This is a genomic window from Citrobacter sp. Cu096 (genome assembly GCF_030332285.1).
GTDB lineage: Bacteria > Pseudomonadota > Gammaproteobacteria > Enterobacterales > Enterobacteriaceae > Citrobacter > Citrobacter meridianamericanus.
In genome coordinates, this window is sequence record NZ_JAOWID010000019.1 from 462,241 (window position 1) to 488,552 (window position 26,312).

The window sequence follows — 26,312 nt, forward strand, 5'->3', positions numbered from 1 at the left end:
GCCGCATTTTTTAGCCAATCAATGTTTTTATGATCTAAATCACAAAACAGCTTTTAATTTAAATGTTCTTGCAACAAAACCAAAAAAAAAGCCAGCCTGGAAACCAGACTGGCCTTTGTGCTTTCAAGCCGGTGTTACATCGCTTTTTTGGTCAACTCGATAACGCGCAGTTTCGCGATCGCTTTGGCCAGTTCCGCAGATGCCTGAGCGTAATCCACGTCACCATGAGAGCTCTTGATGTGCTCTTCAGCCTTACGCTTCGCTTCCAGGGCTCTCGCTTCATCGAGATCCTGTCCGCGAATCGCGGTATCAGCCAGAACGGTCACGCTGCCTGGCTGCACTTCGAGAATGCCGCCGGACAGGTAGATAAACTCTTCATGACCGAACTGTTTAACGATGCGGATCATACCAGGCTTAATGGCGGTGAGCAGCGGTGCGTGACCAGGGAAAATACCCAGTTCACCTTCACTACCCGTTACCTGGATTTTTTCGACCAGACCAGAGAACATTTGTTGCTCTGCGCTGACGACGTCCAGGTGGTAAGTCATTGCCATATCACCCTCCGATTAAGGCGTTAAAGTTTTTTGGCTTTTTCCACGGCTTCGTCGATAGAACCAACCATGTAGAACGCCTGCTCTGGCAGGTGGTCGTATTCGCCTTCCATGATGCCTTTAAAGCCACGGATGGTGTCTTTCAGGGAAACGTATTTGCCCGGAGAACCGGTGAATACTTCCGCAACGAAGAACGGCTGGGACAGGAAGCGCTGAATTTTACGCGCACGTGCTACCACCAGTTTATCTTCTTCAGACAGTTCATCCATACCCAGGATGGCGATAATGTCTTTCAGTTCCTGATAACGCTGCAGCAGGGACTGTACGCCACGCGCGGTGTCGTAGTGTTCCTGACCAACAACCAGCGGATCCAGCTGACGGCTGGTGGAATCCAGCGGGTCAACTGCCGGGTAGATACCCAGAGATGCGATCTGACGGCTCAGTACCACGGTTGCATCCAAGTGAGCAAAGGTGGTTGCTGGGGATGGGTCAGTCAAGTCATCCGCTGGTACGTATACCGCCTGAACGGAGGTGATAGAACCGGTTTTGGTGGAGGTGATACGTTCCTGCAGAACACCCATCTCTTCCGCCAGGGTCGGCTGGTAGCCTACCGCTGATGGCATACGACCCAGCAGTGCAGATACTTCTGTACCGGCCAGGGTATAACGATAGATGTTATCAACGAACAGCAGAACGTCACGACCTTCGTCACGGAACTTCTCAGCCATGGTCAGACCGGTCAGCGCAACACGCAGACGGTTTCCCGGCGGCTCGTTCATCTGGCCATATACCAGAGATACTTTGTCCAGAACGTTGGAGTCGGTCATTTCGTGGTAGAAGTCGTTACCCTCACGAGTACGTTCACCTACGCCCGCAAACACAGAGTAACCGGAGTGTTCGATCGCGATGTTACGGATCAGCTCCATCATGTTTACGGTTTTACCTACACCCGCACCACCGAACAGACCAACTTTACCGCCCTTAGCGAACGGACACATCAGGTCGATAACTTTGATACCAGTTTCCAGCAGTTCCTGAGAGCTTGACAGCTCTTCGTAGGAAGGTGCCGCGCGGTGGATAGCCCAACGCTCTTCTTCACCGATATCGCCTTTCATGTCGATCGGATGCCCCAGGACGTTCATGATACGACCCAGAGTTGCTTTACCTACCGGGACTTCGATCGGGTGCTCGAGGTCTTTAACTTCAAGACCACGACGCAGACCGTCGGAAGAACCCATAGCGATGGTACGCACGATACCGCCGCCGAGCTGCTGCTGAACTTCCAGCACCAGGCTCTCTTTACCATTCATAACCTCAAGAGCATCGTACACGCGCGGTACGGCATCCTGAGGGAATTCGACGTCAACCACGGCGCCGATTACCTGGACAATTTTTCCAGTAGCCATCTTGAATCCTCTACGAATTAACCTGGTTATACCGCGGATGCACCACCGACGATCTCGGTGAGTTCCTGAGTAATGCTGGCCTGACGAGCTTTGTTGTATACCAACTGCAGCTCTTTAATCAGGCTGCCGCCATTGTCGGTCGCGGCTTTCATCGCCACCATACGTGCGGCCTGCTCGCTGGCCAGGTTTTCTACCACGCCCTGATAAACCTGAGACTCGACATAACGACGCAGCAGGGTATCCAGCAGCGCTTTCGGGTCCGGCTCATACAGGTAATCCCAGGATTTACGCTTCAACTCATCATCATCTGATGCCGGCAGAGGCAGCAGTTGCGTGATGGTTGGCGTCTGAGACATGGTGTTAATAAATTTGTTGCTGACAACGTACAGTCTGTCCAGGCGACCTTCATCGTAGGCCTGCAGCATCACTTTAACCGGACCGATCAGTTCCGACAGGGAAGGGTTATCTCCCATACCGGTTACCTGAGCAATCACATTACCGCCAACGGAATTAAAGAAAGACACGCCCTTAGAGCCGATCATTGCGATATCGCACTGAACGCCTTTATCGGACCATGTTTTCATATCCGCCAGCAGCTTTTTGAACAGGTTAATGTTCAAGCCACCGCACAGACCACGGTCGGTCGACACCACCAGGTAGCCCACGCGTTTAACGTCGCGTTCTTCCAGGTAAGGGTGCTTATATTCCAGATTACCATTCGCAAGGTGACCAATCACTTTGCGCATGGTCTCTGCATAAGGACGGCTGGCCGCCATGCGATCCTGCGATTTACGCATTTTGGAAGCGGCGACCATCTCCATCGCTTTAGTGATCTTCTGCGTGTTCTGGACGCTTGCGATCTTACTACGTATCTCTTTTGCGCCGGCCATGAGCTTCTCCTCAATGCCTTGCGGTCCGCCCTAAAGCAGACCGCCAGACGTTACCAGGACTGGGTTGCCTTGAAGGAATCGAGGATAGCTTTCAGCTTGCCTTCGATTTCATCGTTATAGCCACCGGACTGGTTGATCTCTTGCATCAGCGGAGCGTGGTCACGGTCAACATAAGCCAGCAGAGCGGCTTCGAAGCTACCGATTTTCGCCAGTTCCACATCTTCGAGGTAACCGCGTTCAGCCGCGAACAGCACCACACCCTGCTGTGCAACAGACATTGGGGCATACTGTTTCTGCTTCAGCAGTTCAGTTACTTTCTGACCGTGGCTCAGCTGCTTACGCGTAGCTTCATCCAGGTCGGAAGCGAACTGAGAAAACGCTGCCAGTTCACGATACTGCGCCAGTGCGGTACGAATACCACCGGACAGTTTCTTGATGATCTTGGTCTGCGCTGCGCCACCTACACGAGATACGGAAATACCCGGGTTAACTGCCGGACGAATACCGGAGTTAAACAGGTTAGTTTCCAGGAAGATCTGACCATCGGTAATGGAAATTACGTTGGTCGGAACGAACGCAGAAACGTCACCCGCCTGGGTTTCGATAATCGGCAGAGCGGTCAGGGAGCCGGTTTTACCCTTAACTTCACCATTGGTGAACTTCTCAACGTATTCCGCGTTAACGCGGGATGCGCGTTCCAGCAGACGGGAGTGGAGGTAAAATACGTCGCCCGGGAATGCTTCACGTCCTGGCGGACGACGGAGCAGCAGGGAAACCTGACGGTAAGCCACAGCCTGTTTAGACAGGTCATCGTAAACGATCAGCGCATCTTCGCCGCGGTCACGGAAGTATTCGCCCATTGCGCAACCGGCATATGGTGCCAGGTATTGCAGTGCAGCGGATTCAGACGCGGTAGCCACAACAACGATGGTGTTGGACAGTGCGCCGTGTTCTTCCAGTTTACGCACCACGTTAGAAATGGTGGACGCTTTCTGGCCGATAGCCACGTACACACATTTAATGCCGGAGTCACGTTGGTTGATGATGGCATCGATTGCCATTGCGGTTTTACCCGTCTGACGGTCACCGATGATCAGCTCACGCTGGCCACGACCGATTGGGATCATGGCATCAACAGATTTATAACCGGTCTGTACTGGCTGGTCGACGGACTGACGTTCGATTACGCCAGGTGCGATAACTTCGATTGGCGAGAAGCCATCGTTATCAACCGGACCTTTACCGTCAATCGGGGAACCCAGAGTATTCACCACACGACCCAGCAGACCACGGCCAACCGGAACTTCCAGAATACGACCCGTACACTTAACCTTCATGCCTTCGGCGAGGTCAGCGTATGGACCCATCACAACTGCACCTACGGAGTCGCGCTCCAGGTTCAGTGCGATAGCGTAACGGTTACCCGGCAGGGAAATCATCTCACCCTGCATACAATCGGCCAGGCCGTGAATGCGGATAACACCGTCACTTACAGAAACAATAGTACCTTCGTTGTGAGCTTCGCTCACAACATTGAACTGAGCAATGCGCTGCTTGATCAGTTCGCTGATTTCGGTGGAATTCAGTTGCATGCTCCAGTCCCCTTAAGACTGCAAGACGTCTGCAAGGCGCTCAAGACGGCCGCGTACGCTGCCATCAATGACCATATCACCCGCTCGGATGATTACGCCTGCCATTACAGACTTATCGATTTTGCAATTCAGCTTAACTTTGCGTGACAGACGTTTTTCCATCGCTGCACTAATCTTCGTAAGCTGTTCATCACTCAGTGCATTGGCAGAAGTGACTTCTACCTCAGAGATAGCCTCACTGGCTGCACGCAGGTGAATAAACTGCTCAAGAACATCCGGGAGCGCATTCAGACGGTTATTTTCAGCCATTACCTTAATCAGGTTTTGGCCGCTTTCGTCCAACTGCTCACCGCACACGGCGATAAACGACTCAGCGAGCGTTTCCGGCGCCAGCGCGCCAGAAAGAAGCTCTGCCATTTGTTCGTTTTTTGTCACCTCAGCGGCAAACGTCAGCATATCCTGCCAACGGTCAACGCTTTGGTGCTCAACGGCAAAGTCAAAAGCTGCTTTGGCGTAGGGGCGAGCTACCGTAATAAATTCAGACATCAGCCCCTCCCTCCTTACAGTTCAGCGACAAGTTTGTCCACGATGTCGCTATTAGCAGCTTCATCCACGGAACGTTCGATGATCTTCTCGGCGCCAGCAACAGCCAGGATAGCAACTTGCTTACGCAGCTCTTCGCGAGCACGTTTACGCTCGGCGTCAATTTCCGCCTGCGCCTGTGCCACGATTTTAGTACGTTCCTGCTCTGCTTCAGTTTTAGCTTCGTCCAGGATCTGAGCGCGGCGTTTGTTCGCCTGCTCGATGATTACCTGAGCTTCCGCCTTCGCTTTTTTCAGCTGGTCGGTCGCGCTGGCCTTTGCAAGGTCAAGATCCTTATGTGCTCGTTCTGCAGAAGCAAGGCCGTCAGCAATTTCTTTTTGACGTTTTTCGATGGCAGCCATTAACGGCGGCCATACGTACTTCATGCAGAACAGAACGAACAGGACAAACGCGATGGCCTGGCCGAGGATTGTTGCGTTAAGATTCACAGCACAATGCCTCTATCTAGTTAACGTTCTGATATTGCTCTTAATTCAAGCAACGCTTACTACGCGACAGCAAACATCACGTACAGACCCAGACCTACAGCGATCATTGGGATTGCATCCACCAGACCCATAACGATAAAGAACTGAGTACGCAGCAGAGGAATCAGATCCGGTTGACGCGCTGCGCCTTCCAGGAATTTACCCCCGAGGATGCCGATACCGATCGCAGCACCGATTGCCGCCAGACCCATCATCACAGCGGCAGCAATGTACAGCAGATCCATATTCAGGTTTTCCATGACAGTCTCCAGTTTGTTTCAGTTAAAACGTAGTAGTGTTGGTAAATTAATGCTCTTCAGATGCCATCGACAGATAGACAATCGTCAGAACCATAAATATGAAGGCTTGCAGCGTGATAATCAGTATGTGGAAAATGGCCCACGGCACATTCAGGATCCACTGTGACCACCACGGCAACAGACCAGCAATCAGAATGAAAATCAGCTCACCAGCGTACATGTTACCGAACAGTCGCAGACCAAGTGAGATTGGTTTGGACAGCAGGCTTACCCCTTCAAGGATTAAGTTGATAGGGATGAACGCCCAGTGATTGAACGGCTGCAGCGTCAACTCTTTCGCGAAGCCACCGATGCCTTTCATTTTGATGCTGTAGAACAGAATGAGGATAAATACGCCCAGCGCCATCGACAGGGTGATGTTCACGTCAGCAGACGGAACCACACGCAGAGCCGGCAGGCCAAAGATATGCTCACCGATGTACGGCAGCAGGTCGATAGGCAGTAAATCCATAAAGTTCATCAGGAATACCCAGACGAAAATCGTCAGGGCCAGCGGAGCAATCAGCTTGCTTTTGCCATGGTACATGTCTTTCACGCTACCATTCACAAAGCCGATTACCAGCTCAATCGCGGTCTGAAATTTACCTGGTACGCCGCTGGTCGCCTTTTTGGCCACGCTACGGAACATAAGCAGGAACAACAGACCCAGAACCACCGAGAAGAAAATGGAGTCAATATTGAGCGTCCAGAAGGTGGCTGGGGGGTTGTGCGGATCCACCAGCGAGAATGTACGTAGGTCCAACTGAAGGTTATTCAGATGGTGTCCTATGTAATCCTGCGGCGTCATATTTTCTGAAGCCATGATGCCTTTACCCTTTGTTGTTAATTACAGCCGGCGCCAGTATCTGAACCACCAGCACCAAAACCCACGTAACGATCAGCGGCATGAATACCGCTTTCAAAACAGCCAACGCCACCACCAGCAAAACCAGCATCGCTAACACCTTGAAGGCTTCGCCAAAAGCGAACGTCCAGGCTACTCGACCTTTAGCTGGTGTATGCGCCTGGTGACGCCAGGCAAATATCATAAACAACACATTAGGCAGTAACACTGCCAATCCACCGCACAACGCGGAGATGCCCCAGAAAGGGTCTTTGAGGCTAAACAGCAGTCCACTTGCTGTTACCGCCAGAAACTGTGTGAGCAAAAGCTTACGAGCAACGTTTCGACTCAAGAGCGACATAGACATCACGTTTTTACTCCTGCTCCCTTCGAGGTATGCCGCGTGTCGTATAAAACGTTCTTTATGGCTTAGAGTCAAGCATCAAAAAGCGGTCAAATTATACGGTGCGGCTTCTCGATTTCAAACAATAAGTAGCTAAAAAGTGAATAAATGTTTAAATATTTTTCGCTACCCCACATTTATCACTTTTATGCAAACTGTGAACGATCATGCAAAACTGCAAAAGCCGCGTAAATACTGGCTGCAAAGCGTGCACCAGATCACATATTAAGCATATTCGCCCCGACACTATTTATTTACTTGGCAAATGATGCCATTTCAACTTTTTGATATTTAAGCCTAAAATTCGTTACTGTTTTAAAAATAGCGAATAACAACAAAAAAACCACCCATTGACATTTATAATAAAAAATTAACACGAACGGTGATTCTTTGAATCTATTTTTAGCAGGCTGATATTTTCATAGCTGACTTGTTTCGCTTTTAACAAAAAACGCTACGTTATAGTTATGATGCAAAACCGTAAGACACTAGTGAAATGTAACGACATTTAACCACACTATTCCCTATGACTTTTAACACCTGAAGAGCCGTTTTTTTTCTATTTTTTTTGATAAAAATTAAATTTTGTTTGGTTTAATAACCACCAGATGACGTTCACCATCCAGTTGCGGAACGCGTAATTTTTCGACCGACTCGACGCTGAATTCTGCAGGCAACGAGGCTATTTCATCTTCAGGTAACTGCCCTTTTAGCGCATAAAAACGCCCATCCTGACCTGGTAAATGATGGCACCAGCTCACCATATCATTAAGTGACGCAAAAGCACGGCTAATCACCCCATCAAACGGCGGTTCTGAAGGGAATTCTTCAACGCGACTTTGCACAGGAGTGATGTTAGTAAGCTCAAGCTCATGCTGCACCTGACGCAAGAAACGAACGCGTTTTCCCAGACTATCCAGCAGTGTGAAATGCGCTTCAGGACGCACGATGGAGAGAGGGATCCCCGGTAGGCCCGGCCCAGTACCGACATCGATAAAACGCTCGCCCTTCAGGTACGGCGCGACGACAATGCTGTCCAGAATATGGCGCACCAGCATTTCGTTGGGATCCCGCACCGACGTCAGGTTGTACGCTTTGTTCCATTTATGCAGCATATCGACATACGCAATCAGCTGATTTTTCTGGTGATCGGTAAGAGAAATACCGGCATCAGCCAGCAGACGAGAGAGTTTGTTGAGCACGGTCGTTACCTGTAAATAATCTATTGCCCGACGCGCTGTCGCTTATCGGGCCGACAAATATGTAGGGCGGGCAAACGAAGCGCTCCCGCCAAAAAGTGATATCAAGCGCTGCGACGCAGCATACCTTGTTTTTTCAGCCATACCAGCAGAATGGAGATGGCGGCAGGTGTTACGCCGGAAATACGCGATGCCTGGCCGATCGATACCGGTTTGTGATCGTTCAGTTTGGCAATGACTTCATTCGACAAACCTGAGACCTGACGATAATCCAGCGTTGCAGGCAACAGGGTGTTCTCATTACGCTGTTGTCTTTCGATCTCTTCCTGCTGACGGGCGATATATCCTTCGTATTTCACCTGAATTTCAACTTGTTCCGCGGCCTGAGCATCGTTAAGCGCAGGTGCGAACGCAGATAAAGAGGTCAACTGGGCATAGGTCATATCCGGGCGACGCAGCAAATCTTCACCGCTGGCTTCACGTGACAAAGGCGTAGCCAGGTGAGCATTCACTTCTGCTGCAGACTCCGCTAACGGGTTAACCCAGGTTGATTTGAGACGCTGGCGTTCTTGTTCGATGCGCTCCAGTTTCTCGTTGAAGCGAGCCCAGCGCTCATCGTCCACCAGTCCCAGCTCACGGCCAATTTCGGTCAGACGCAGATCGGCGTTATCTTCGCGTAGCATCAAACGGTATTCAGCGCGTGAGGTGAACATACGGTACGGTTCTTTCGTACCCAGCGTACACAGATCGTCCACCAGTACACCCAGATAAGCCTGATCGCGACGCGGTGCCCAGCCGTCTTTGTCAGCAGACAAGCGTGCGGCGTTCAGACCTGCCAGCATCCCTTGCGCGGCAGCTTCTTCATAACCAGTCGTACCGTTGATCTGACCAGCAAAGAACAGACCCTGGATGAATTTGCTTTCCAGAGTAGGTTTAAGGTCGCGCGGATCGAAGAAATCGTACTCAATAGCGTAGCCGGGACGAACGATTCTGGCATTTTCCATTCCCTGCATAGAACGGACAATTTGCATCTGCACATCGAACGGCAGGCTGGTGGAGATGCCATTCGGGTAAATTTCATTAGACGTCAGTCCTTCCGGCTCAAGGAAGATCTGATGCTGGTTACGATCGGCAAAGCGCATCACTTTGTCTTCGATCGACGGGCAATAACGTGGGCCGATACCTTCGATCACGCCTGCGTACATCGGGCTACGATCGAGGTTATTGCGGATCACGTCATGGGTTTTTTCATTGGTATGCGTGATGTAGCACGGCATCTGGCGCGGATGCTGAGAGGCATCGCCCAAAAACGAGAAGACCGGCATCGGGTTATCGCTGTTCTGCTGACCGAGTACGCTGAAATCAATCGTGCGCGCATCGATACGCGGCGGCGTACCGGTCTTCAGGCGGCTGACGCGCAGCGGCAGTTCACGCAGACGGCGTGACAGTGGAATAGACGGCGGATCGCCGGCACGGCCACCGCTGTAGTTATCCAGACCAATATGAATTTTGCCGTCAAGGAAAGTCCCCACGGTTAACACGACCGCTTTGGCACGGAACTTCAGACCCATTTGGGTCACTGCGCCCACAACACGATCGTTTTCAACAATCAGATCTTCAACCGCCTGTTGGAAGATCATCAGGTTGGGTTGATTCTCCAGTGCGGTACGTACAGCCTGGCGATAGAGCACACGATCGGCCTGAGCGCGAGTAGCTCGAACGGCAGGCCCTTTGCTGGCGTTTAGTATCCTAAACTGAATGCCTGCATGGTCGATCGCTTTTGCCATCAACCCACCAAGCGCATCCACTTCTTTTACCAGGTGTCCCTTCCCAATACCGCCGATCGCCGGGTTGCAGCTCATTTGCCCCAGAGTGTCGATATTGTGTGTCAAAAGCAGGGTCTGTTGGCCCATTCGCGCCGCGGCCATCGCGGCCTCAGTGCCTGCATGACCCCCGCCAATGATGATGACGTCAAAAGGATCCTGATAAAACATGGTAATTGCCTCGCATAACGCGGTGTGAAAATGGATTGAAGCCCGGGCCGTGGATTCTACTCAACTTTAGTCGATGGAGAAAGACCTGGGATCCTGGGTATTAAAAAGAAGATCTTTTTATTTAGAGATCTGTTTTATTGTGATCTCTTATTAGGATCGCGACTTTCTGTGGATAAGGGCGATCCTTTGAATAAGATCAACAGGTTGTTGAGGATCATTAGCTGTGAATGATCGGTGATCCTGGTCCGTATAAGCTGGGATCAGAATGAAGGGTTATACACAACTCAAAAACTGAACAACGGTTGTTCTTGGGATAACTACCGGTTGATTCAAGCTTTTAACCAGAGTTATCCACATAAAAAAGTACGATCTTTACAAATCTCTGAGCAATGGATGCCAGGATCCCAGCCAAATTTCAGCCGGATCTTCCGGAATTTCATGTTCCAGTACGTTGATCCTGAGCGTTTCGCCTACCTGTTTTGCCCCACAGGCTTTCAGTTCGGCTTCCAGCTTGTCGATTGCGCCGCAAAAAGTGTCATATTCACGACTGCCGATCCCGATTGCGCCAAAGTACACTTGTGACAAGTCCAGTTTCTGCTCGCGTAAGGCATCATATAAAGGCTGCAGGTTGTCAGGAATGTCTCCTGCTCCGTGTGTGGAGCTAATCATCAGCCAGATCCCGTCAGTCGGGACCTCTTCAGGCATTGGTCCATGCAGTATTTCGCTGGAAAAACCAGCGTCGTCCAGCTTTTCAGCCAGATGCTCTGCTACATATTCCGCACTGCCAAGCGTGCTGCCGCTGATAAGAGTGATGTCTGCCATTGATCGCCCACCTTTATAAAGAGGGCGTATTGTACGCTGTGAGCGAGCTGGGATCTACCTGTGGAAAAATGGGGGATTAAAAAAAACGATCATGGCTTGATGGTGCGCATGATCGGGTTCTGCAGGACGATCAGGGTTTCAGTGGACTGAATTTCATCAATTGTTTGGATCTTGTTGATAAGTACCTGCTGCAACGCATCGATCGATTTGCACATTACCTTAATAAAGATGCTGTAGTGCCCGGTGGTGTAATATGCTTCGGTCACTTCATCGAGGCTTTCCAGTCTGGCCAGCGCCGACGGATAGTCTTTCGCACTTTTCAGGATGATGCCGATAAAGCAGCCAACGTCATAGCCCAACTGTTTGGGACTGACATCAATTCGCGCGCCGGTAATGATCCCAGCCTGCTTCATCTTTTCTACACGAACGTGAATTGTCCCCGGGCTGACGCCGAACTGTTTGGCTAATTCAGCGTACGCGGTGCGTGCATTTTCCATCAGGGCGTCAAGAATGCCGCGGTCCAGATTGTCGATCTGATAATTTTCCATAGGTTTTTCTTATATAGATTAATGATTCATTCTATTTTAGCCGCTATTTTTAACGAATCAAAATCGAAGTCGGCTTTTTGTTTGTTGATTATTGAATATTACCTCCATTCTGTTGCTTAATCATAGGCAACAGGACACAGGAGTACACATAATGAAAACCGCTTACATTGCCAAACAACGTCAAATTAGCTTCGTAAAATCTCATTTTTCTCGTCAGCTGGAAGAGCGTTTAGGCCTGATTGAAGTTCAGGCACCGATCCTCAGCCGCGTAGGAGATGGCACGCAGGATAACTTGTCGGGCTGTGAAAAAGCGGTGCAGGTGAAGGTTAAAGCATTGCCGGACGCTCAATTCGAAGTGGTTCATTCCCTGGCGAAGTGGAAGCGTCAAACGTTAGGACAACATGACTTTAGCGCAGGCGAAGGGCTGTACACGCACATGAAAGCCCTGCGTCCCGATGAAGATCGCCTCTCCCCGCTGCACTCAGTGTATGTTGACCAGTGGGACTGGGAGCGCGTGATGGGCGACGGCGAGCGTCAATTTTCTACTCTGAAAAGCACGGTAGAGGCTATCTGGGCAGGAATTAAGGCTACCGAAGCTGCGGTTAGCAAAGAGTTTGGTCTGGCACCGTTCCTGCCAGAGCAGATCCACTTTGTTCATAGTCAGGAGCTGTTATCTCGTTATCCGGATCTTGATGCAAAAGGTCGTGAACGTGCGATCGCTAAAGAGTTGGGCGCGGTATTCCTGGTGGGGATCGGCGGCAAACTCAGTGATGGTCATCGCCATGATGTGCGTGCGCCAGATTATGATGACTGGAGTTCAGCGTCTGATCTGGGCCATGCCGGTTTGAACGGAGATATTCTGGTCTGGAACCCGGTACTGGAAGATGCGTTTGAGCTGTCTTCTATGGGGATTCGTGTGGATGCTGACGCTCTGAAACACCAGCTGTCTTTGACCGGTGATGAAGATCGCCTGAGTCTGGAATGGCACCAGGCGCTGCTGCGCGGTGAAATGCCGCAGACGATTGGTGGAGGGATTGGGCAGTCGCGTTTGACCATGCTGTTGCTGCAATTACCGCACATTGGTCAGGTTCAGTGTGGCGTATGGCCGGCTCAGGTACGTGAAAGCGTCGCTTCTCTGCTGTAAGAATTAACGCCGCCAGCGTCTGAGCAGGCGACTTCGCATCCCGGTATCAAAGCGCCAGATATGATCGAAAATGCGCATGATGCCGGGTTTGCCGTGTGCTGACATCGCCACTGCATGAAAACGATGCTGGTGAACTCGCTGCAATTCACCCACTTTATTGACGACCTCATCGGGTAATCGCTGAGCGATAAAATCTGAGATCACCACCGCATCGGCATCAAACCATTCCCGACCCTGCATGCGCTCAATAATGGCGCGAAAACAGCTGGCGATATCTGTACCGCCGCGAAAGCACTGACTTAAAAAACGGATCGCCTGTTCGATACCCTCCGGACCGGACAGCTCATAGCGCACCACTTCTGTTGAAAACAGCATAATGAAACAGCGCCGGTTATCGGCAAGAGCGACGCGCATTAGCGCCAGGCAAAAGGCTTTCGCACATTGCTCATTAAATCCGCCCATCGATCCCGAGGTATCGACGCAGACGATAAAAGGCCCGCGCGGCTGCTCGTCAAAATCCTGATGCACCACAGGCCGTTCCGTGACTTTTTCACGCCACGCTTCGCCGTGCAGGCGATAGGTCAGCAGTTGTTTTTCCACCAGCCGACGGTAGAACTCGTATTCCAGTTCGGTAATGCCCAGCGTCGCCAGTTCAGGCGGCAGCAGGCGCAGGATATCGTCGCTTTGCTGGATGCCATCCACTTGCTCCGGTACGGTTGCCGGTTCGCGCACCAGCGTACGGAAGGTTTCCATTGGCGCATCTTTACGCGGCACGGATTTCGCTTCTCTGGAACGACCTAATTGCTCAGCCAGACGCTGGAGTTCAGGTTGTTGCGTCAGAAATTCGCCGTATTTCACCATCAGCTGATAATCACCGCGCTTGATTTGACCAGCGCTCATATCCCACAACCGACCCGCGGCGTTGTCATTTTCTGCCAGGACGGGTTCCAGTTGCCCGCTGAGAGTCATCCGCTCCTGTACTTCGCTGAGCAAATGTTCACGCTCTTCTTCCAGCAATTGTTGATTCAGCGTGGTGGTTTGCACTACCAGACTCAGGCGCCAGCGCTGGAGAAAAAGCGTATGCAGGGCGGGCGTAAACGTGTTGTTGTCATCGACTAACTGCTGCGCTTGTCCGGCCCACGGTGAATGGAGGCGGTGCAATAACGACAATATTTGCGGTAGCTGGACGATAAACTGTGCATGAGAGAGGAGCTGACTTTGTTGATAACAAATGACCTCTTCCGCCAACTCCGGCGGCACATGGGTATCTTTGAGCCGACTACGCAAAGATTCACGCCAGCGCGGTATATCTTCAGCGATCGCTTTTTTGAGGCGCGGGAATTTTTTAAAAAAAACCACCATCTTCGGAGAAGCCAGCAGGGCGACGATCATCTCTTCGATCATCGCCTCTTCGCTGACTGCCAGCATGATGTTGAGCGTATCAAGGGTTAGCATTGTTGCGCCTGGCGGATTTGCATCCCGACATCCTGTAGACTGGCTTCTATGCGGCCTAACCAGTCATTATGAATAAACATGCACTTTTGTTGTTCGCTAAATGCGCTGTGCTGCTGGTGCCACTCGTTATCAAGCGCTTCAAGCTCTTGTTTTATCTCTGCAGGCATACTTTCTTGTGATGAACCTGGCAGCGCCAGACGAGATCCTTGCAAACTGACGTCGCGTACGACCAGGTGTTGTGCGCTATCCACTTCCATGTTCAGCGTCTGAGCAAAACCGATTCCGTTTAATTTTCCGCGGATCTCACCGCCTTTGGTTAGCCACAGTTCCAGTGCGCTACGATCAAAAGCAATATGGATGACTTCCATATCATGCAGCTTCAGGGGCTTTTGCAGCAGTAATGTCAGGATTGAGGATGTGGCTTCTGGCGGTAAATCATAATGAGGACGACGGCTGAACATGCCGCCCTGACGGATCACCGTGAACGCAGTTTTATCGCTTTGCTGCTGCTGGAGTTGAATGCGACGTTGCACAATGCTGCCCAAACGCGTCAGCATAGCCTGCTGCTGCCAGGCGTGCCCGGTCATCAATATTTCCAGCTGCTGCTGCATCAGATTCAGGCTTTGTGCGTCGTACCACAGGCAATCTTTCAACAGGATGAGGTCAATAGGGACGACCGCATCACGTCCGCTAAAGAAGGCGCTGGCCTGGAGCAAGCGAATGGCTTTTTTCCAGCGACGATCGGACACGTACGGGGCATTCGGTAGCGTGTCCAACTGCTGACGTAGGGTGAAAATAAGCTCAAACACGCGATCGGGAAGCTTGATGGCGCCAATGTCTTTTTGCCACTGGTAATACTCTTCATCCGTCACCTGTAATGACGCCGGGACCGGGTTGTCGCTTTCATCTTGCTGACTTAGCAGCATTGAGCGGAAGTTGGCTTTGTCCTGAACTTTATCCAGCCACAGGCGTATCAGCATACGGTCATACAGCGCTTCCAGGCTGCTGTCTGCTTCTGGCAGTTCGTTGGAGGCTGCCACCAGCAGGCGCATCGGGATTTTCTCTTCATGCGCGCCGTTGCGGAAGTGGCGTTCGTTAATGGCGGTCAGCAGGGTGTTAAGAATCGCCGGGCCCGCCTTCCAGATTTCATCAAGAAAGACGATTTCAGCTTCAGGAAGATAGCCTGCCGTTAAGCGTTCATAGCGACCTTCGTCTTTAAGCGCCTGAATGGACAGTGGGCCGAAGACCTCTTCTGGCGTAGAGAAGCGCGTCATCAGGTATTCGAAAGCGCGCGCATTTTGAAAAGCAAACTTCAGTCGGCGGGCAATTAAGCTTTTCGCTATCCCGGGAGGGCCTAATAAGAAAACGCTCTCGCCGCTGAGTGCAGCCAGCAGACACAGACGAATGGCGTGGCTACGTTCATAAAGTCCCTTTTCCAGCGCATTGCTCAGACGGGAAATTCTTTCCGCTAATAAATGTGGGTGAGCCATAATGAAGTGGCGTCCTTTCGCCAAATGTACTGCGTGAACTGCGAGTATAGATGCTCCACACCTGTACATTAATAGACTGAAGGTGCGCTAAGTTTTCTTTGAGCCAGATTAATCTGGTCACATTTAGGGGTACGATTTTATGATTAATCGTGCATACTGTGCGCCTTTTTGTGGGCCAAGGGACGACGCACACATTTCTTATATATACACCAAATCAATCAATCTACACCAAGGTGGCAATGGAGTTTTCTCCTGGGATGGGGAAATAACGAATGCAGCCCAGACGGAGTGGCGTGAAAGATGAGGTGTATAAACGAAAGACGAGTCTATGAGCACTGATAATAAACAATCATTGTCTGCGATTACCCTTGCGGCCATTGGGGTTGTCTACGGTGATATTGGTACCAGCCCACTTTATACGCTTCGTGAATGTTTATCCGGCCAGTTTGGTTTTGGCGTTGAACGTGATGCAGTATTTGGCTTTCTCTCGCTGATTTTCTGGCTGTTGATCTTTGTTGTCTCTATTAAATACCTGACGTTTGTCATGCGCGCTGATAACGCCGGAGAAGGTGGGATCCTGACGCTGATGTCATTAGCCGGGCGCAATACCTCGGCGCGAACCACCTCCATGCTGGTGATTATGGGGTTGATTGGCGGCAGCTTCTTTTATGGAGAAGTGGTGATAACGCCTGCCATTTCGGTGATGTCGGCGATTGAAGGCCTGGAGATCATTGCCCCGCAACTGGATACCTGGATTGTTCCGCTCTCGATAATCGTACTGACCCTGCTGTTTTTGATTCAAAAACACGGTACCGGCATGGTCGGTAAGCTGTTTGCGCCGATTATGTTGCTGTGGTTCCTGACACTGGCGGTATTAGGCGTGCGAAGTATTATTGGCAATCCGGAAGTACTACAGGCGCTAAATCCGTATTGGGCGGTGCATTTCTTTCTCGAATTCAAAACATTGTCCTTTATTGCGCTGGGGGCCGTGGTGTTGTCGATTACCGGTGTTGAAGCGCTGTATGCGGATATGGGCCACTTCGGTAAGTTGCCGATTCGTCTGGCCTGGTTCTCTGTGGTGTTGCCTTCGCTGGTACTGAACTATTTTGGTCAGGGGGCGTTACTGTTAAAGCATCCTGAGGCGATCAAAAACCCGTTCTTCCTGTTGGCGCCGGAGTGGGCGTTGATCCCGCTACTGATTCTCGCCGCGCTGGCGACGGTAATCGCTTCGCAGGCGGTTATCTCCGGCGTCTTCTCGCTGACGCGTCAGGCCGTACGTCTGGGATATTTATCGCCAATGCGTATTATCCATACCTCGGAAATGGAGTCGGGCCAGATCTACATTCCTTTCGTTAACTGGATGCTCTATTTTGCGGTGGTTATCGTGATTGTGAGCTTTGAACACTCCAGTAATCTGGCCGCGGCGTACGGGATTGCGGTAACGGGGACGATGGTACTGACGTCTATTCTGTCTACCACCGTGGCGCGTAAAAACTGGCACTGGAATAAATACTTTGTCTTCCTGATCCTGGTAGCGTTCTTATGCGTCGATGTTCCGCTGTTCTCCGCGAACCTCGATAAACTGATTTCCGGCGGTTGGCTGCCTCTGACGCTGGGTCTGGTGATGTTCACCATTATGACCACCTGGAAAAGCGAGCGTTTCCGTCTGCTGCGTCGCATGCATGAGCACGGCAACTCTCTGGAGGCGATGATTGCCTCGCTGGAGAAATCCCCACCAGTACGCGTGCCGGGAACGGCGGTATATATGTCCCGTGCGTTGAACGTCATCCCGTTTGCGCTTTTGCATAACCTAAAGCATAACAAGGTGTTGCACGAACGCGTGATTCTGCTAACGCTGCGTACTGAAGATGCACCCTATGTACACAACGTGCGTAGGGTGCAGATTGAGCAGTTATCGCCAACCTTCTGGCGCGTAGTGGCCAGCTACGGTTGGCGTGAAACGCCGAACGTCGAGGAAGTGTTCCATCGCTGTGGTCTGGAAGGCTTAAGTTGTCGGATGATGGAAACCTCCTTCTTCATGTCGCACGAGTCGTTGATTGTTGGTAAGCGACCATGGTATTTGCGCCTGCGCGGCAAGTTGTATCTGCTGTTGCAGCGCAATGCGCTGCGTGCGCCAGACCAGTTTGAAATCCCACCAAACCGGGTTATCGAGCTCGGTACGCAGGTCGAGATTTAATCTCATGGACGCCCTCTTTCATCGCGAAAGGGGGCGTTTTGTTTTGTTCCTCCCAGTTTTCATTTCATCGAATGATAATCCTTGCGAAACGTTTCGATGGTGATCACATTTTCGTAACGTCGCGGTGGTTTTCTGTCCACTCTTCGAACTACACTTATTTTCAGCGAAACGTTTCGCTAGTGGGGAAAGAAAATGAAGAAAGGCACGGTACTCAACTCTGAAATTTCATCGGTGATCTCTCGTCTGGGGCATACCGATACGCTGGTGGTGTGTGATGCAGGTTTACCCATCCCTAACAACACAACGCGTATTGATATGGCATTAACTCAGGGCGTACCTTCTTTTATGCAGGTATTGGATGTGGTTACTCGTGAAATGCAGGTCGAGGCGGCCATTCTCGCGTCGGAAATTAAACAACATAATCCGCAACTCCACGAAACGTTGCTCAGTCACATTGAGCAACTGCAACAACACCAGGGAAACACCATAGAAATTCGTTACACCACGCATGAACAATTCAAAAAACAAACCGCAGACAGTCAGGCGGTAATTCGCAGCGGAGAATGTTCTCCGTATGCGAATATCATTCTCTGTGCTGGCGTCACGTTCTGAGGCCATCATGAACGCATTACTGCAACTCAAAGGGATCGATAAAGCGTTCCCGGGCGTAAAAGCGCTATCCGGCGCCGCGCTGAATGTCTATCCAGGCCGCGTAATGGCGCTGGTGGGCGAAAACGGCGCGGGCAAATCCACCATGATGAAGGTGCTGACCGGAATCTATACCCGTGATGCCGGTTCCTTATTGTGGCTGGGGAAAGAGACCACTTTTAACGGCCCAAAATCTTCCCAGGAAGCCGGAATCGGTATTATCCACCAGGAGCTGAACCTGATCCCGCAACTCACTATCGCCGAGAATATTTTTCTCGGTCGCGAGTTTGTGAATCGCTTTGGCAAAATAGACTGGAAGAAGATGTACGCCGAAGCCGATCTGCTGCTCGCCAAACTGAATCTGCGCTTTAAAAGCGACAGACTGGTCGGTGAGCTGTCGATTGGCGATCAGCAGATGGTCGAAATTGCTAAAGTGCTAAGCTTTGAATCGAAGGTCATCATTATGGATGAACCGACGGATGCCCTCACCGATACTGAAACCGAATCCCTGTTCCGCGTCATTCGCGAACTGAAATCCCAGGGACGCGGCATTGTCTATATTTCTCACCGCATGAAAGAGATCTTCGAGATTTGCGACGACGTAACCGTCTTCCGCGACGGGCAGTTTATTGCCGAGCGTGAAGTCGCATCGCTTACCGAAGACTCGCTGATTGAAATGATGGTGGGACGTAAGTTGGAAGATCAGTACCCGCGTCTGGAAAAAGCGCCGGGTGATATTCGCCTGAAGGTCGATAATCTGTGCGGTCCTGGCGTAAATGATGTGTCATTCACGCTGCGTAAAGGTGAGATCCTTGGCGTATCGGGGCTGATGGGGGCTGGGCGTACCGAGCTGATGAAGGTGTTGTACGGCGCATTGCCGCGTACCAGCGGCTACGTCACGCTTGATGGCCATGAAGTTGTCACCCGTTCGCCGCAGGATGGACTGGCTAACGGCATCGTCTATATTTCTGAAGACCGTAAACGCGATGGTTTAGTGCTCGGCATGTCGGTGAAAGAGAACATGTCACTGACCGCACTGCGTTATTTTAGTCGCGCAGGTGGAAGCCTTAAACATAAAGACGAGCAGCAGGCTGTAGGGGATTTTATTCGCCTGTTCAATGTTAAAACGCCATCGATGGAACAGGCTATCGGCCTGCTCTCCGGCGGTAACCAGCAGAAAGTAGCGATTGCACGCGGTCTGATGACCCGTCCAAAAGTTCTGATCCTCGATGAGCCGACGCGCGGCGTCGACGTTGGGGCGAAAAAAGAAATCTATCAGCTTATCAACCAGTTTAAGGCTGATGGGTTGAGTATCATTCTGGTCTCTTCTGAGATGCCAGAAGTATTGGGCATGAGCGATCGAATTATCGTTATGCATGAAGGGCATCTCGGCGGTGAATTCACTCGCGAGCAGGCCACTCAGGAAGTATTAATGGCTGCCGCTGTGGGCAAGCTTAATCGCGTGAATCAGGAGTAAAAAAGATGACTACCCAGGCTGTTTCTGGTCGCCGTTATTTCACTAAAGCATGGCTTCTGGAGCAAAAGTCGCTCATCGCTCTGTTAGTGCTGATCGCGATTGTTTCCACCATGAGCCCTAACTTTTTTACCGTTAATAACCTGTTCAACATTCTCCAGCAAACGTCGGTGAATGCCATTATGGCCGTCGGGATGACGTTGGTTATCCTGACGTCGGGTATCGATCTGTCCGTCGGTTCCTTGCTGGCGCTGACCGGTGCGGTTGCGGCTTCGATTGTAGGGATTGAAGTCAATGCGCTGGTGGCTGTTGCTGCGGCTCTGGCGCTTGGCGCTGCCATTGGCGCGGTAACCGGGGTGATTGTCGCGAAAGGCCGCGTGCAGGCCTTTATTGCGACTCTGGTGATGATGCTGCTGCTGCGCGGTGTGACCATGGTTTACACCAACGGCAGCCCGGTAAACACCGGGTTTACTGATAATGCCGATCTGTTTGGTTGGTTCGGGATTGGGCGTCCATTAGGCGTTCCTACGCCAGTGTGGATCATGGGGATTGTCTTCCTCGCAGCGTGGTACATGTTGCACCACACGCGTCTGGGTCGTTATATCTATGCACTGGGTGGTAACGAAGCGGCAACGCGTCTGTCCGGAATCAGCGTCAGTAAAATCAAAATTATCGTTTACTCACTGTGCGGTCTGCTGGCATCGCTGGCGGGTATCATTGAAGTCGCGCGCCTCTCCTCTGCGCAACCGACGGCAGGTACAGGCTATGAGCTGGATGCTATCGCTGCGGTGGTATTAGGCGGTACCAGCCTCGCGGGTGGTAAAGGACGAATTGTTGGGACACTGATCGGCGCATTGATTCTTGGTTTCCTCAATAATGGTTTGAATTTGTTAGGTGTATCCTCCTATTACCAGATGATCGTCAAAGCGGTGGTGATTTTGCTGGCGGTACTGGTAGACAACAAAAAGCAGTAACAACGATTACAGGACATCTTAAATATGAACATGAAAAAACTGGCTACCCTGGTTTCTGCTGTTGCGCTGAGCGCCACCGTGAGCGCGAATGCGATGGCGAAAGATACCATTGCGCTGGTGGTCTCCACCCTCAACAACCCGTTCTTTGTCTCTCTGAAGGATGGGGCGCAAAAAGAGGCAGATAAGCTGGGCTACAACCTGGTGATTCTGGACTCGCAAAACAACCCGGCGAAAGAGCTGGCTAACGTTCAGGATTTAACGGTTCGCGGGACCAAAATTCTGCTGATCAACCCGACTGACTCCGATGCAGTGGGTAACGCCGTGAAGATGGCGAACCAGGCGAAAATTCCGGTTATCACCCTTGACCGCGTAGCGTCTAAAGGCGAAGTGGTAAGCCATATTGCATCTGATAACGTGCTGGGCGGCAAAATTGCGGGTGATTACATCGCGAAGAAAGCAGGTGAAGGCGCGAAAGTTATCGAACTACAGGGTATTGCCGGTACTTCTGCGGCGCGTGAGCGTGGCGAAGGTTTCCAGCAGGCCGTTGCGGCGCACAAGTTTAACGTCCTGGCCAGCCAGCCGGCAGACTTCGACCGTACTAAAGGTCTGAACGTCATGCAGAACCTGCTGACCGCGCATCCAGACGTGCAGGCCGTATTTGCTCAGAACGATGAAATGGCGCTGGGTGCGTTGCGCGCGCTGCAAACGGCGGGTAAATCTGATGTGATGGTGGTTGGATTTGACGGCACTCCAGATGGCGAAAAAGCAGTAAATGATGGCAAACTGGCTGCGACCATTGCTCAGCTGCCGGATCAAATCGGCGCAAAAGGCGTTGAGACTGCGGATAAAGTCCTGAAAGGCGAGAAGGTTCAGGCTAAATATCCGGTTGACCTGAAGCTGGTCATCAAGCAGTAATACCGATTCAGGTCGCTCGCGACCTGATGGAGACATAAATACGCCATCCATGGATCTTGTTCTGAGGATGAAAGCGTAAAAAGAAAAGCAGGGCACGCGCCACCCTAACCCGGTGGCGCACTTTGACTTGGAACACCAAATATGAAAACCGCAGGCAACCTCGTTGTTCTTGGCAGTATCAATGCCGATCACATCCTCAACCTTAACTCTTTCCCAACACCGGGTGAAACCGTAACCGGTAGCCATTATCAGGTGGCATTTGGCGGTAAAGGCGCGAATCAGGCTGTTGCTGCGGGTCGGAGTGGCGCGAATATCGCATTTATTGCCTGTACGGGCGATGATGATATTGGCGAAAGTGTTCGTAAACAGTTAGCCAAAGATAATATCGATATTGCTCCGATTAGCGTAATTTCGGGGGAATCGACCGGTGTGGCGTTGATTTTTGTGAATGGTGAAGGCGAGAATGTCATTGGCATTCATGCTGGTGCGAACGCAGCACTTTCGCCCGCACTGGTGGAAGCGCAGCATGAGCGTATTGCGCAGGCGTCCGCTTTGCTGATGCAGTTAGAGTCTCCGATCGAAAGCGTACTGGCTGCGGCAAAGATTGCCCATCAGAATAAGACTCTGGTCGCCCTTAACCCAGCTCCGGCACGTGAACTTTCTGACGAGCTGCTGGCGCTGGTGGATATTATTACCCCGAATGAAACCGAGGCTGAAAAGCTGACGGGGATCCGGGTTGAAAATGATAAAGATGCGGCCAAAGCGGCGCAGGCATTGCACGCGAAGGGGATCCATACTGTATTGATTACCTTAGGGAGTCGCGGTGTGTGGGCCAGCGTAAACGGTGAAGGTCAGCGAGTACCGGGTTTTAAAGTTGATGCTGTGGATACCATCGCCGCCGGGGATACCTTTAACGGCGCGTTAATTACAGCGTTACTGGAAGAGACTCCGCTGCCTGAAGCGATCCGTTTTGCGCATGCGGCTGCGGCGATTGCGGTCACCCGTAAAGGCGCTCAGCCTTCCGTTCCATGGCGCGAAGAAATAGAAGCGTTTTTAAGTCAGCAGAGGTAACGCTTGGCTACAATGAAGGACGTCGCCCGCCTGGCGGGAGTTTCCACATCGACGGTTTCTCACGTCATTAATAAAGATCGCTTTGTCAGTGAGCCTGTTACTGACAAAGTTGAAGCGGCGATTAAAGAACTTAACTACGCGCCCTCTGCACTGGCGCGTAGTCTCAAGTTAAACCAGACCCGCACTATTGGCATGTTAATTACTGCCAGTACCAATCCCTTCTATTCCGAACTCGTACGCGGCGTTGAACGTAGCTGTTTTGAACGCGGTTATAGCCTGGTGCTGTGTAATACCGAAGGTGATGAACAGCGCATGAACCGTAATCTGGAAACGTTGATGCAAAAACGGGTGGACGGCTTGCTGTTGCTCTGCACGGAAACACATCAACCTTCCAGGGAGATAATGCAACGCTATCCTTCTATACCGACCGTCATGATGGACTGGTCGCCTTTTGATGGTGAAAGCGATCTGATTCAGGATAATTCCTTGTTGGGCGGAGATTTAGCCACTCAACATCTGATTGAAAAAGGGTTTACGCGTATTGCCTGCATCACCGGGCCGCTGGATAAAACCCCGGCGCGTTTACGTCTGGAAGGATATCGTGAAGCAATGAAGCGGGCGGGTTTGCTTGTTCCTGAAGGTTACGAGATTACCGGTGACTTTGAGTTCGGCGGCGGCTTTGAGGCTATGCAGACGTTGCTGTCGCATAAACTGCGACCGCAGGCCGTTTTTACCGGCAATGATGCCATGGCGGTCGGCGCGTATCAGGCTCTGTACCAGTCAGGATTACGCATTCCGCAGGATATGGCGGTGGTGGGATATGATGATATTGAGCTGGCGCGCTATATGACGCCGCCGCTGACGACTATCCATCAACCAAAAGATGAATTGGGCGAACTGGCCATCGATGTATTAATTCATCGAATGGCGCAGCCCGCATTGCAGCAACAGCGCTTGCAGCTTACTCCTGTTTTGATGGAGCGGGGGTCGGTTTAGGCTTATGTCGCTCTTTAATCAGGTTACGTCCATCTTTGGCTTTTAGCAGCATGAACATCAGCGCGGACACTACTGTGGTAGCGCCCATCGTCATAAAGGTGTAGTGGAACTGCTCGACCGTATTCGTTCCTTCCATACCTTCATAGATACGCAGAACGGCGGCGCTGATGGCGACCCCTAAACTGATTGATAACTGCTGCGTAACGGCCAGCACGCTGTTGCCGCTGCTGGCGTTTTCATCGGTCAGATCCGCCAGAGTGATGGTATTCATTGAGGTAAACTGAGTGGACATCGCCATACCTAAAATGAACAACGGCAGAATTAGCATCCAGACCGGCATGGCGGGAGATTGCAATGCGAACTGCGCAATCATCAGACCAATAAATACTGTAACACCCACCAATGTTGTCCTGTAACCGAGTCGGCGCAGCACCTGAGTCACCATCGATTTCGCCAGTATTGAACCCAGCGCTGTTGGCGCCATCATGCAACCGGCTATCAGCGCCGGATATCCAAAGCCTACCTGCAACATCAGCGGCATTAAGAACGGTACGCACCCTGTACCCAGACGTGTGGCAAGGTTTCCGGCGATCCCGACGGAAAAGGTTCGGGTCTTAAATATAGGTAGCGATATCAGCGGCGTTGGATGACGGCGTGCGTGTCGAATGTAGGCGAGTAGTAACAAAACGCTGGCAAGAATAATGCTGAGCGCTATCCAGGTTGCGACCAGCTTCTCACCGAACAGCTCAACTCCACTGGAAAACAGCACCAGGCTCAAACCAAACAGAAAAAAACCGGTCATATCAAAGCCACGGCGTGGTGTGGTGAAGTTCGGCATATATTTGCGTGCATAGAAGATACCGGCAACGCCAATTGGAATATTAATCAGGAAGATCCAGTGCCAACTGGCCCACGTGACCAAAACCCCGCCTAAAACCGGGCCTAAAATCGGCCCCACAAGTCCTGGCATGGTTACGAAGTTAAGTACAGGAAGTAGTTCACTGCGAGGGTAAGCGCGCAATAATGCCAGACGGGCAACCGGCATCATCATGGCACCGCCGATACCCTGAATAACGCGAAAAATCACCAGTTCGCTTAGGGAGCTGGACAGCGCGCAGGCCAACGATCCCAGCGTAAACAGGCTAACTGCTATCATAAAGACGCGCCGGGTGCCGAACCTGTCTGCCAACCAGCCACTCACTGGGATCAGCATTGCCACCGTCAGGGTATAACTGATGATGGCCGATTGCATGGCAAGTGGGGAACGGTTGAGGCTGTGTGCGATTGCGGGTAACGCAGTATTTAGGATAGTGGCGTCTAATGCCTGCATAAAAAAGGCCATGGCAGCTATCCACGGTAGTCCGGCCATACTGCGTGATTTCTTTTCTGACATATTATTTATCCGGTAGCACGTTCGGTGCCATCAGCAATGCCTGACAGGCAGTGAAAGCGCGATCCCCATTGCTATCATCTATCGCATCGACAATGGCCTGGTGCAAATCCAGCTTAACCACATCGTTATATGTAATAGAAGTAAAGTAGGTTTGGTAAACAGAATGGAACAGTGATGCAAAGGAGATAAGGAACGGATTAGCACTCATTTCATAGATGTGTTCATGCCAGGCGATATCAACCTCAATCCAGCGCTCACGTCTGAAGTTTCTTTTCAGCTCAACCATCTCTTCCATCAGCGTGTTGAGATGCGCTTTCTGTTCTGCCGTGCCGATAGTTGCCGCCAGTAAACATGCCTGAGGCTCCAGGCTGATACGCATCACCAGAAAATGTTTAATGACCTGTGGGAAGTTATCTTCCGTCATCCACCAGGTGAGCAGTTCCTGGTCGAGGAAGTTCCAGTTTGCCTGCGGCATGACGCGTGTACCAATACGCGGGCGCGGTAATACCATACCCTTTGCCGTTAACGTTTTTACCGCTTCTCTTACTGCGGTACGACTTACGCCAAACTGATCGCCCAGCTCTATTTCTCCAGGTAGTATCGCGCCTGGTGCATATTCACCTTTTAGTATTCGCTGAGCCAGCTTTTCGGCCAAAACGTAGGACAGGTTTTTCTGTGCGGCTAGCTGTTGGGCATTTAACGGCATGAATGTTCTTCCTTACTCTTTTTCTTATTCATTAGTATGCCACCAGGAACTGTGATTGCGGCTGCAAAAACGGCAATTTGCTTATTTTATGGCATGTTAATGGTGGTTTTGGTGAAAAAATACGCGTTCAGAAAGTTATTTTAAATTTCCCCTTGTCAGCCTCAAATAACTCCCTATAATGCGCCTCCACTGACACGGAACAACGGATTACAAGCCGCCGGGTCAGCGGGG

The 26,312-nt window shown here is 51.3% G+C and carries 25 protein-coding genes; 8 read left to right on the top strand and 17 right to left on the bottom strand.

Going from position 1 to position 26,312, the window contains the following annotated elements; genetic code table 11:
* Nucleotides 1-134: 134 nt before the first annotated feature.
* From OGX99_RS06230 to asnC, 13 genes are all read right to left on the bottom strand, one after another.
* Nucleotides 135-554 carry a F0F1 ATP synthase subunit epsilon gene (locus OGX99_RS06230; protein WP_003023809.1) on the bottom strand — a complete coding sequence of 140 codons (420 nt, stop codon included), beginning with the start codon at nt 552-554 and terminating at the stop codon, nt 135-137.
* A gap of 20 nt (nt 555-574) precedes the next feature.
* Nucleotides 575-1,957 carry a F0F1 ATP synthase subunit beta gene (atpD, locus tag OGX99_RS06235; protein WP_003023806.1) on the bottom strand — a complete coding sequence of 461 codons (1,383 nt, stop codon included), beginning with the start codon at nt 1,955-1,957 and terminating at the stop codon, nt 575-577.
* A gap of 26 nt (nt 1,958-1,983) precedes the next feature.
* Nucleotides 1,984-2,847, bottom strand: a complete 864-nt coding sequence (atpG, locus tag OGX99_RS06240; RefSeq protein WP_003023804.1) for a F0F1 ATP synthase subunit gamma — start codon at nt 2,845-2,847, stop codon at nt 1,984-1,986.
* 50 nt (nt 2,848-2,897) lie between these two features.
* Nucleotides 2,898-4,439, bottom strand: a complete 1,542-nt coding sequence (gene atpA / locus OGX99_RS06245) for a F0F1 ATP synthase subunit alpha (protein ID WP_003023802.1) — start codon at nt 4,437-4,439, stop codon at nt 2,898-2,900.
* A 12-nt stretch (nt 4,440-4,451) separates the two neighbouring features.
* Nucleotides 4,452-4,985, bottom strand: a complete 534-nt coding sequence (atpH, locus tag OGX99_RS06250) for a F0F1 ATP synthase subunit delta (protein WP_151217177.1) — start codon at nt 4,983-4,985, stop codon at nt 4,452-4,454.
* A gap of 14 nt (nt 4,986-4,999) precedes the next feature.
* Nucleotides 5,000-5,470: a F0F1 ATP synthase subunit B gene (atpF, locus tag OGX99_RS06255; protein ID WP_003827022.1), complete on the bottom strand. Its 471-nt coding sequence runs from the start codon at nt 5,468-5,470 to the stop codon at nt 5,000-5,002.
* Nucleotides 5,471-5,529: 59 nt separating this feature from the next.
* On the bottom strand, nt 5,530-5,769 hold the full coding sequence (atpE, locus tag OGX99_RS06260; RefSeq protein ID WP_003023794.1) for a F0F1 ATP synthase subunit C: 240 nt from the start codon (nt 5,767-5,769) through the stop codon (nt 5,530-5,532).
* A gap of 46 nt (nt 5,770-5,815) precedes the next feature.
* Nucleotides 5,816-6,631, bottom strand: a complete 816-nt coding sequence (gene atpB / locus OGX99_RS06265) for a F0F1 ATP synthase subunit A (protein WP_151217179.1) — start codon at nt 6,629-6,631, stop codon at nt 5,816-5,818.
* A gap of 7 nt (nt 6,632-6,638) precedes the next feature.
* Nucleotides 6,639-7,019 (bottom strand): F0F1 ATP synthase subunit I, encoded by a 381-nt coding sequence (atpI, locus tag OGX99_RS06270; protein WP_151217181.1) that lies wholly within the window; start codon nt 7,017-7,019, stop codon nt 6,639-6,641.
* Nucleotides 7,020-7,633: 614 nt separating this feature from the next.
* A complete protein-coding gene (gene rsmG / locus OGX99_RS06275) occupies nt 7,634-8,257 on the bottom strand; it encodes a 16S rRNA (guanine(527)-N(7))-methyltransferase RsmG (RefSeq protein ID WP_286542990.1) in 624 nt (207 codons plus the stop codon).
* Between the two features lie 101 nt (nt 8,258-8,358).
* Nucleotides 8,359-10,248 carry a tRNA uridine-5-carboxymethylaminomethyl(34) synthesis enzyme MnmG gene (gene mnmG, locus OGX99_RS06280; RefSeq protein WP_151217185.1) on the bottom strand — a complete coding sequence of 630 codons (1,890 nt, stop codon included), beginning with the start codon at nt 10,246-10,248 and terminating at the stop codon, nt 8,359-8,361.
* 372 nt (nt 10,249-10,620) lie between these two features.
* Nucleotides 10,621-11,070 carry an FMN-binding protein MioC gene (gene mioC / locus OGX99_RS06285; protein WP_151224050.1) on the bottom strand — a complete coding sequence of 150 codons (450 nt, stop codon included), beginning with the start codon at nt 11,068-11,070 and terminating at the stop codon, nt 10,621-10,623.
* Between the two features lie 89 nt (nt 11,071-11,159).
* The gene (gene asnC, locus OGX99_RS06290; protein ID WP_003023780.1) at nt 11,160-11,618 is read right to left on the bottom strand and encodes a transcriptional regulator AsnC; all 459 of its coding nucleotides are present in this window, start codon (nt 11,616-11,618) and stop codon (nt 11,160-11,162) included.
* A 151-nt stretch (nt 11,619-11,769) separates the two neighbouring features.
* Here asnC and asnA point away from each other — a divergent pair, with 151 nt between their 5' ends.
* Nucleotides 11,770-12,762, top strand: a complete 993-nt coding sequence (gene asnA, locus OGX99_RS06295) for an aspartate--ammonia ligase (protein WP_151217189.1) — start codon at nt 11,770-11,772, stop codon at nt 12,760-12,762.
* A gap of 3 nt (nt 12,763-12,765) precedes the next feature.
* Here asnA and viaA read toward each other — a convergent pair whose 3' ends face one another.
* Nucleotides 12,766-14,217 carry an ATPase RavA stimulator ViaA gene (gene viaA / locus OGX99_RS06300; protein WP_252838611.1) on the bottom strand — a complete coding sequence of 484 codons (1,452 nt, stop codon included), beginning with the start codon at nt 14,215-14,217 and terminating at the stop codon, nt 12,766-12,768.
* Nucleotides 14,211-15,707: an ATPase RavA gene (gene ravA / locus OGX99_RS06305; protein ID WP_210905544.1), complete on the bottom strand. Its 1,497-nt coding sequence runs from the start codon at nt 15,705-15,707 to the stop codon at nt 14,211-14,213. The genes viaA and ravA overlap by 7 nt, the downstream gene beginning before the upstream one ends.
* Nucleotides 15,708-16,035: 328 nt before the next feature.
* On the opposite strand from ravA, the gene kup reads away from it, so the two are divergent.
* From kup to rbsR, 7 genes are all read left to right on the top strand, one after another.
* Complete coding sequence (gene kup / locus OGX99_RS06310; protein ID WP_151217194.1) at nt 16,036-17,904, top strand: low affinity potassium transporter Kup; 1,869 nt, start codon at nt 16,036-16,038, stop codon at nt 17,902-17,904.
* A 192-nt stretch (nt 17,905-18,096) separates the two neighbouring features.
* Nucleotides 18,097-18,516 (top strand): D-ribose pyranase, encoded by a 420-nt coding sequence (rbsD, locus tag OGX99_RS06315; RefSeq protein ID WP_151217196.1) that lies wholly within the window; start codon nt 18,097-18,099, stop codon nt 18,514-18,516.
* Nucleotides 18,517-18,523: 7 nt separating this feature from the next.
* On the top strand, nt 18,524-20,029 hold the full coding sequence (gene rbsA / locus OGX99_RS06320; RefSeq protein WP_003023764.1) for a ribose ABC transporter ATP-binding protein RbsA: 1,506 nt from the start codon (nt 18,524-18,526) through the stop codon (nt 20,027-20,029).
* 5 nt (nt 20,030-20,034) lie between these two features.
* Nucleotides 20,035-21,000: a ribose ABC transporter permease gene (gene rbsC / locus OGX99_RS06325; protein ID WP_003023762.1), complete on the top strand. Its 966-nt coding sequence runs from the start codon at nt 20,035-20,037 to the stop codon at nt 20,998-21,000.
* 24 nt (nt 21,001-21,024) lie between these two features.
* Nucleotides 21,025-21,915 (top strand): ribose ABC transporter substrate-binding protein RbsB, encoded by an 891-nt coding sequence (rbsB, locus tag OGX99_RS06330; protein WP_003023760.1) that lies wholly within the window; start codon nt 21,025-21,027, stop codon nt 21,913-21,915.
* Nucleotides 21,916-22,056: 141 nt separating this feature from the next.
* Entirely contained in the window at nt 22,057-22,986 is a 930-nt protein-coding gene (gene rbsK, locus OGX99_RS06335) for a ribokinase (RefSeq protein ID WP_151217198.1), read from the top strand.
* Nucleotides 22,987-22,989: 3 nt separating this feature from the next.
* On the top strand, nt 22,990-23,982 hold the full coding sequence (gene rbsR, locus OGX99_RS06340; protein ID WP_151217200.1) for a ribose operon transcriptional repressor RbsR: 993 nt from the start codon (nt 22,990-22,992) through the stop codon (nt 23,980-23,982).
* Here rbsR and mdtD read toward each other — a convergent pair.
* Entirely contained in the window at nt 23,948-25,375 is a 1,428-nt protein-coding gene (gene mdtD / locus OGX99_RS06345; protein ID WP_286542993.1) for a multidrug transporter subunit MdtD, read from the bottom strand. The genes rbsR and mdtD overlap by 35 nt on opposite strands.
* A 1-nt stretch (nt 25,376) precedes the next feature.
* Nucleotides 25,377-26,081, bottom strand: a complete 705-nt coding sequence (locus OGX99_RS06350; RefSeq protein WP_151217203.1) for a FadR/GntR family transcriptional regulator — start codon at nt 26,079-26,081, stop codon at nt 25,377-25,379.
* Between the last annotated feature and the right edge of the window lie 231 nt (nt 26,082-26,312).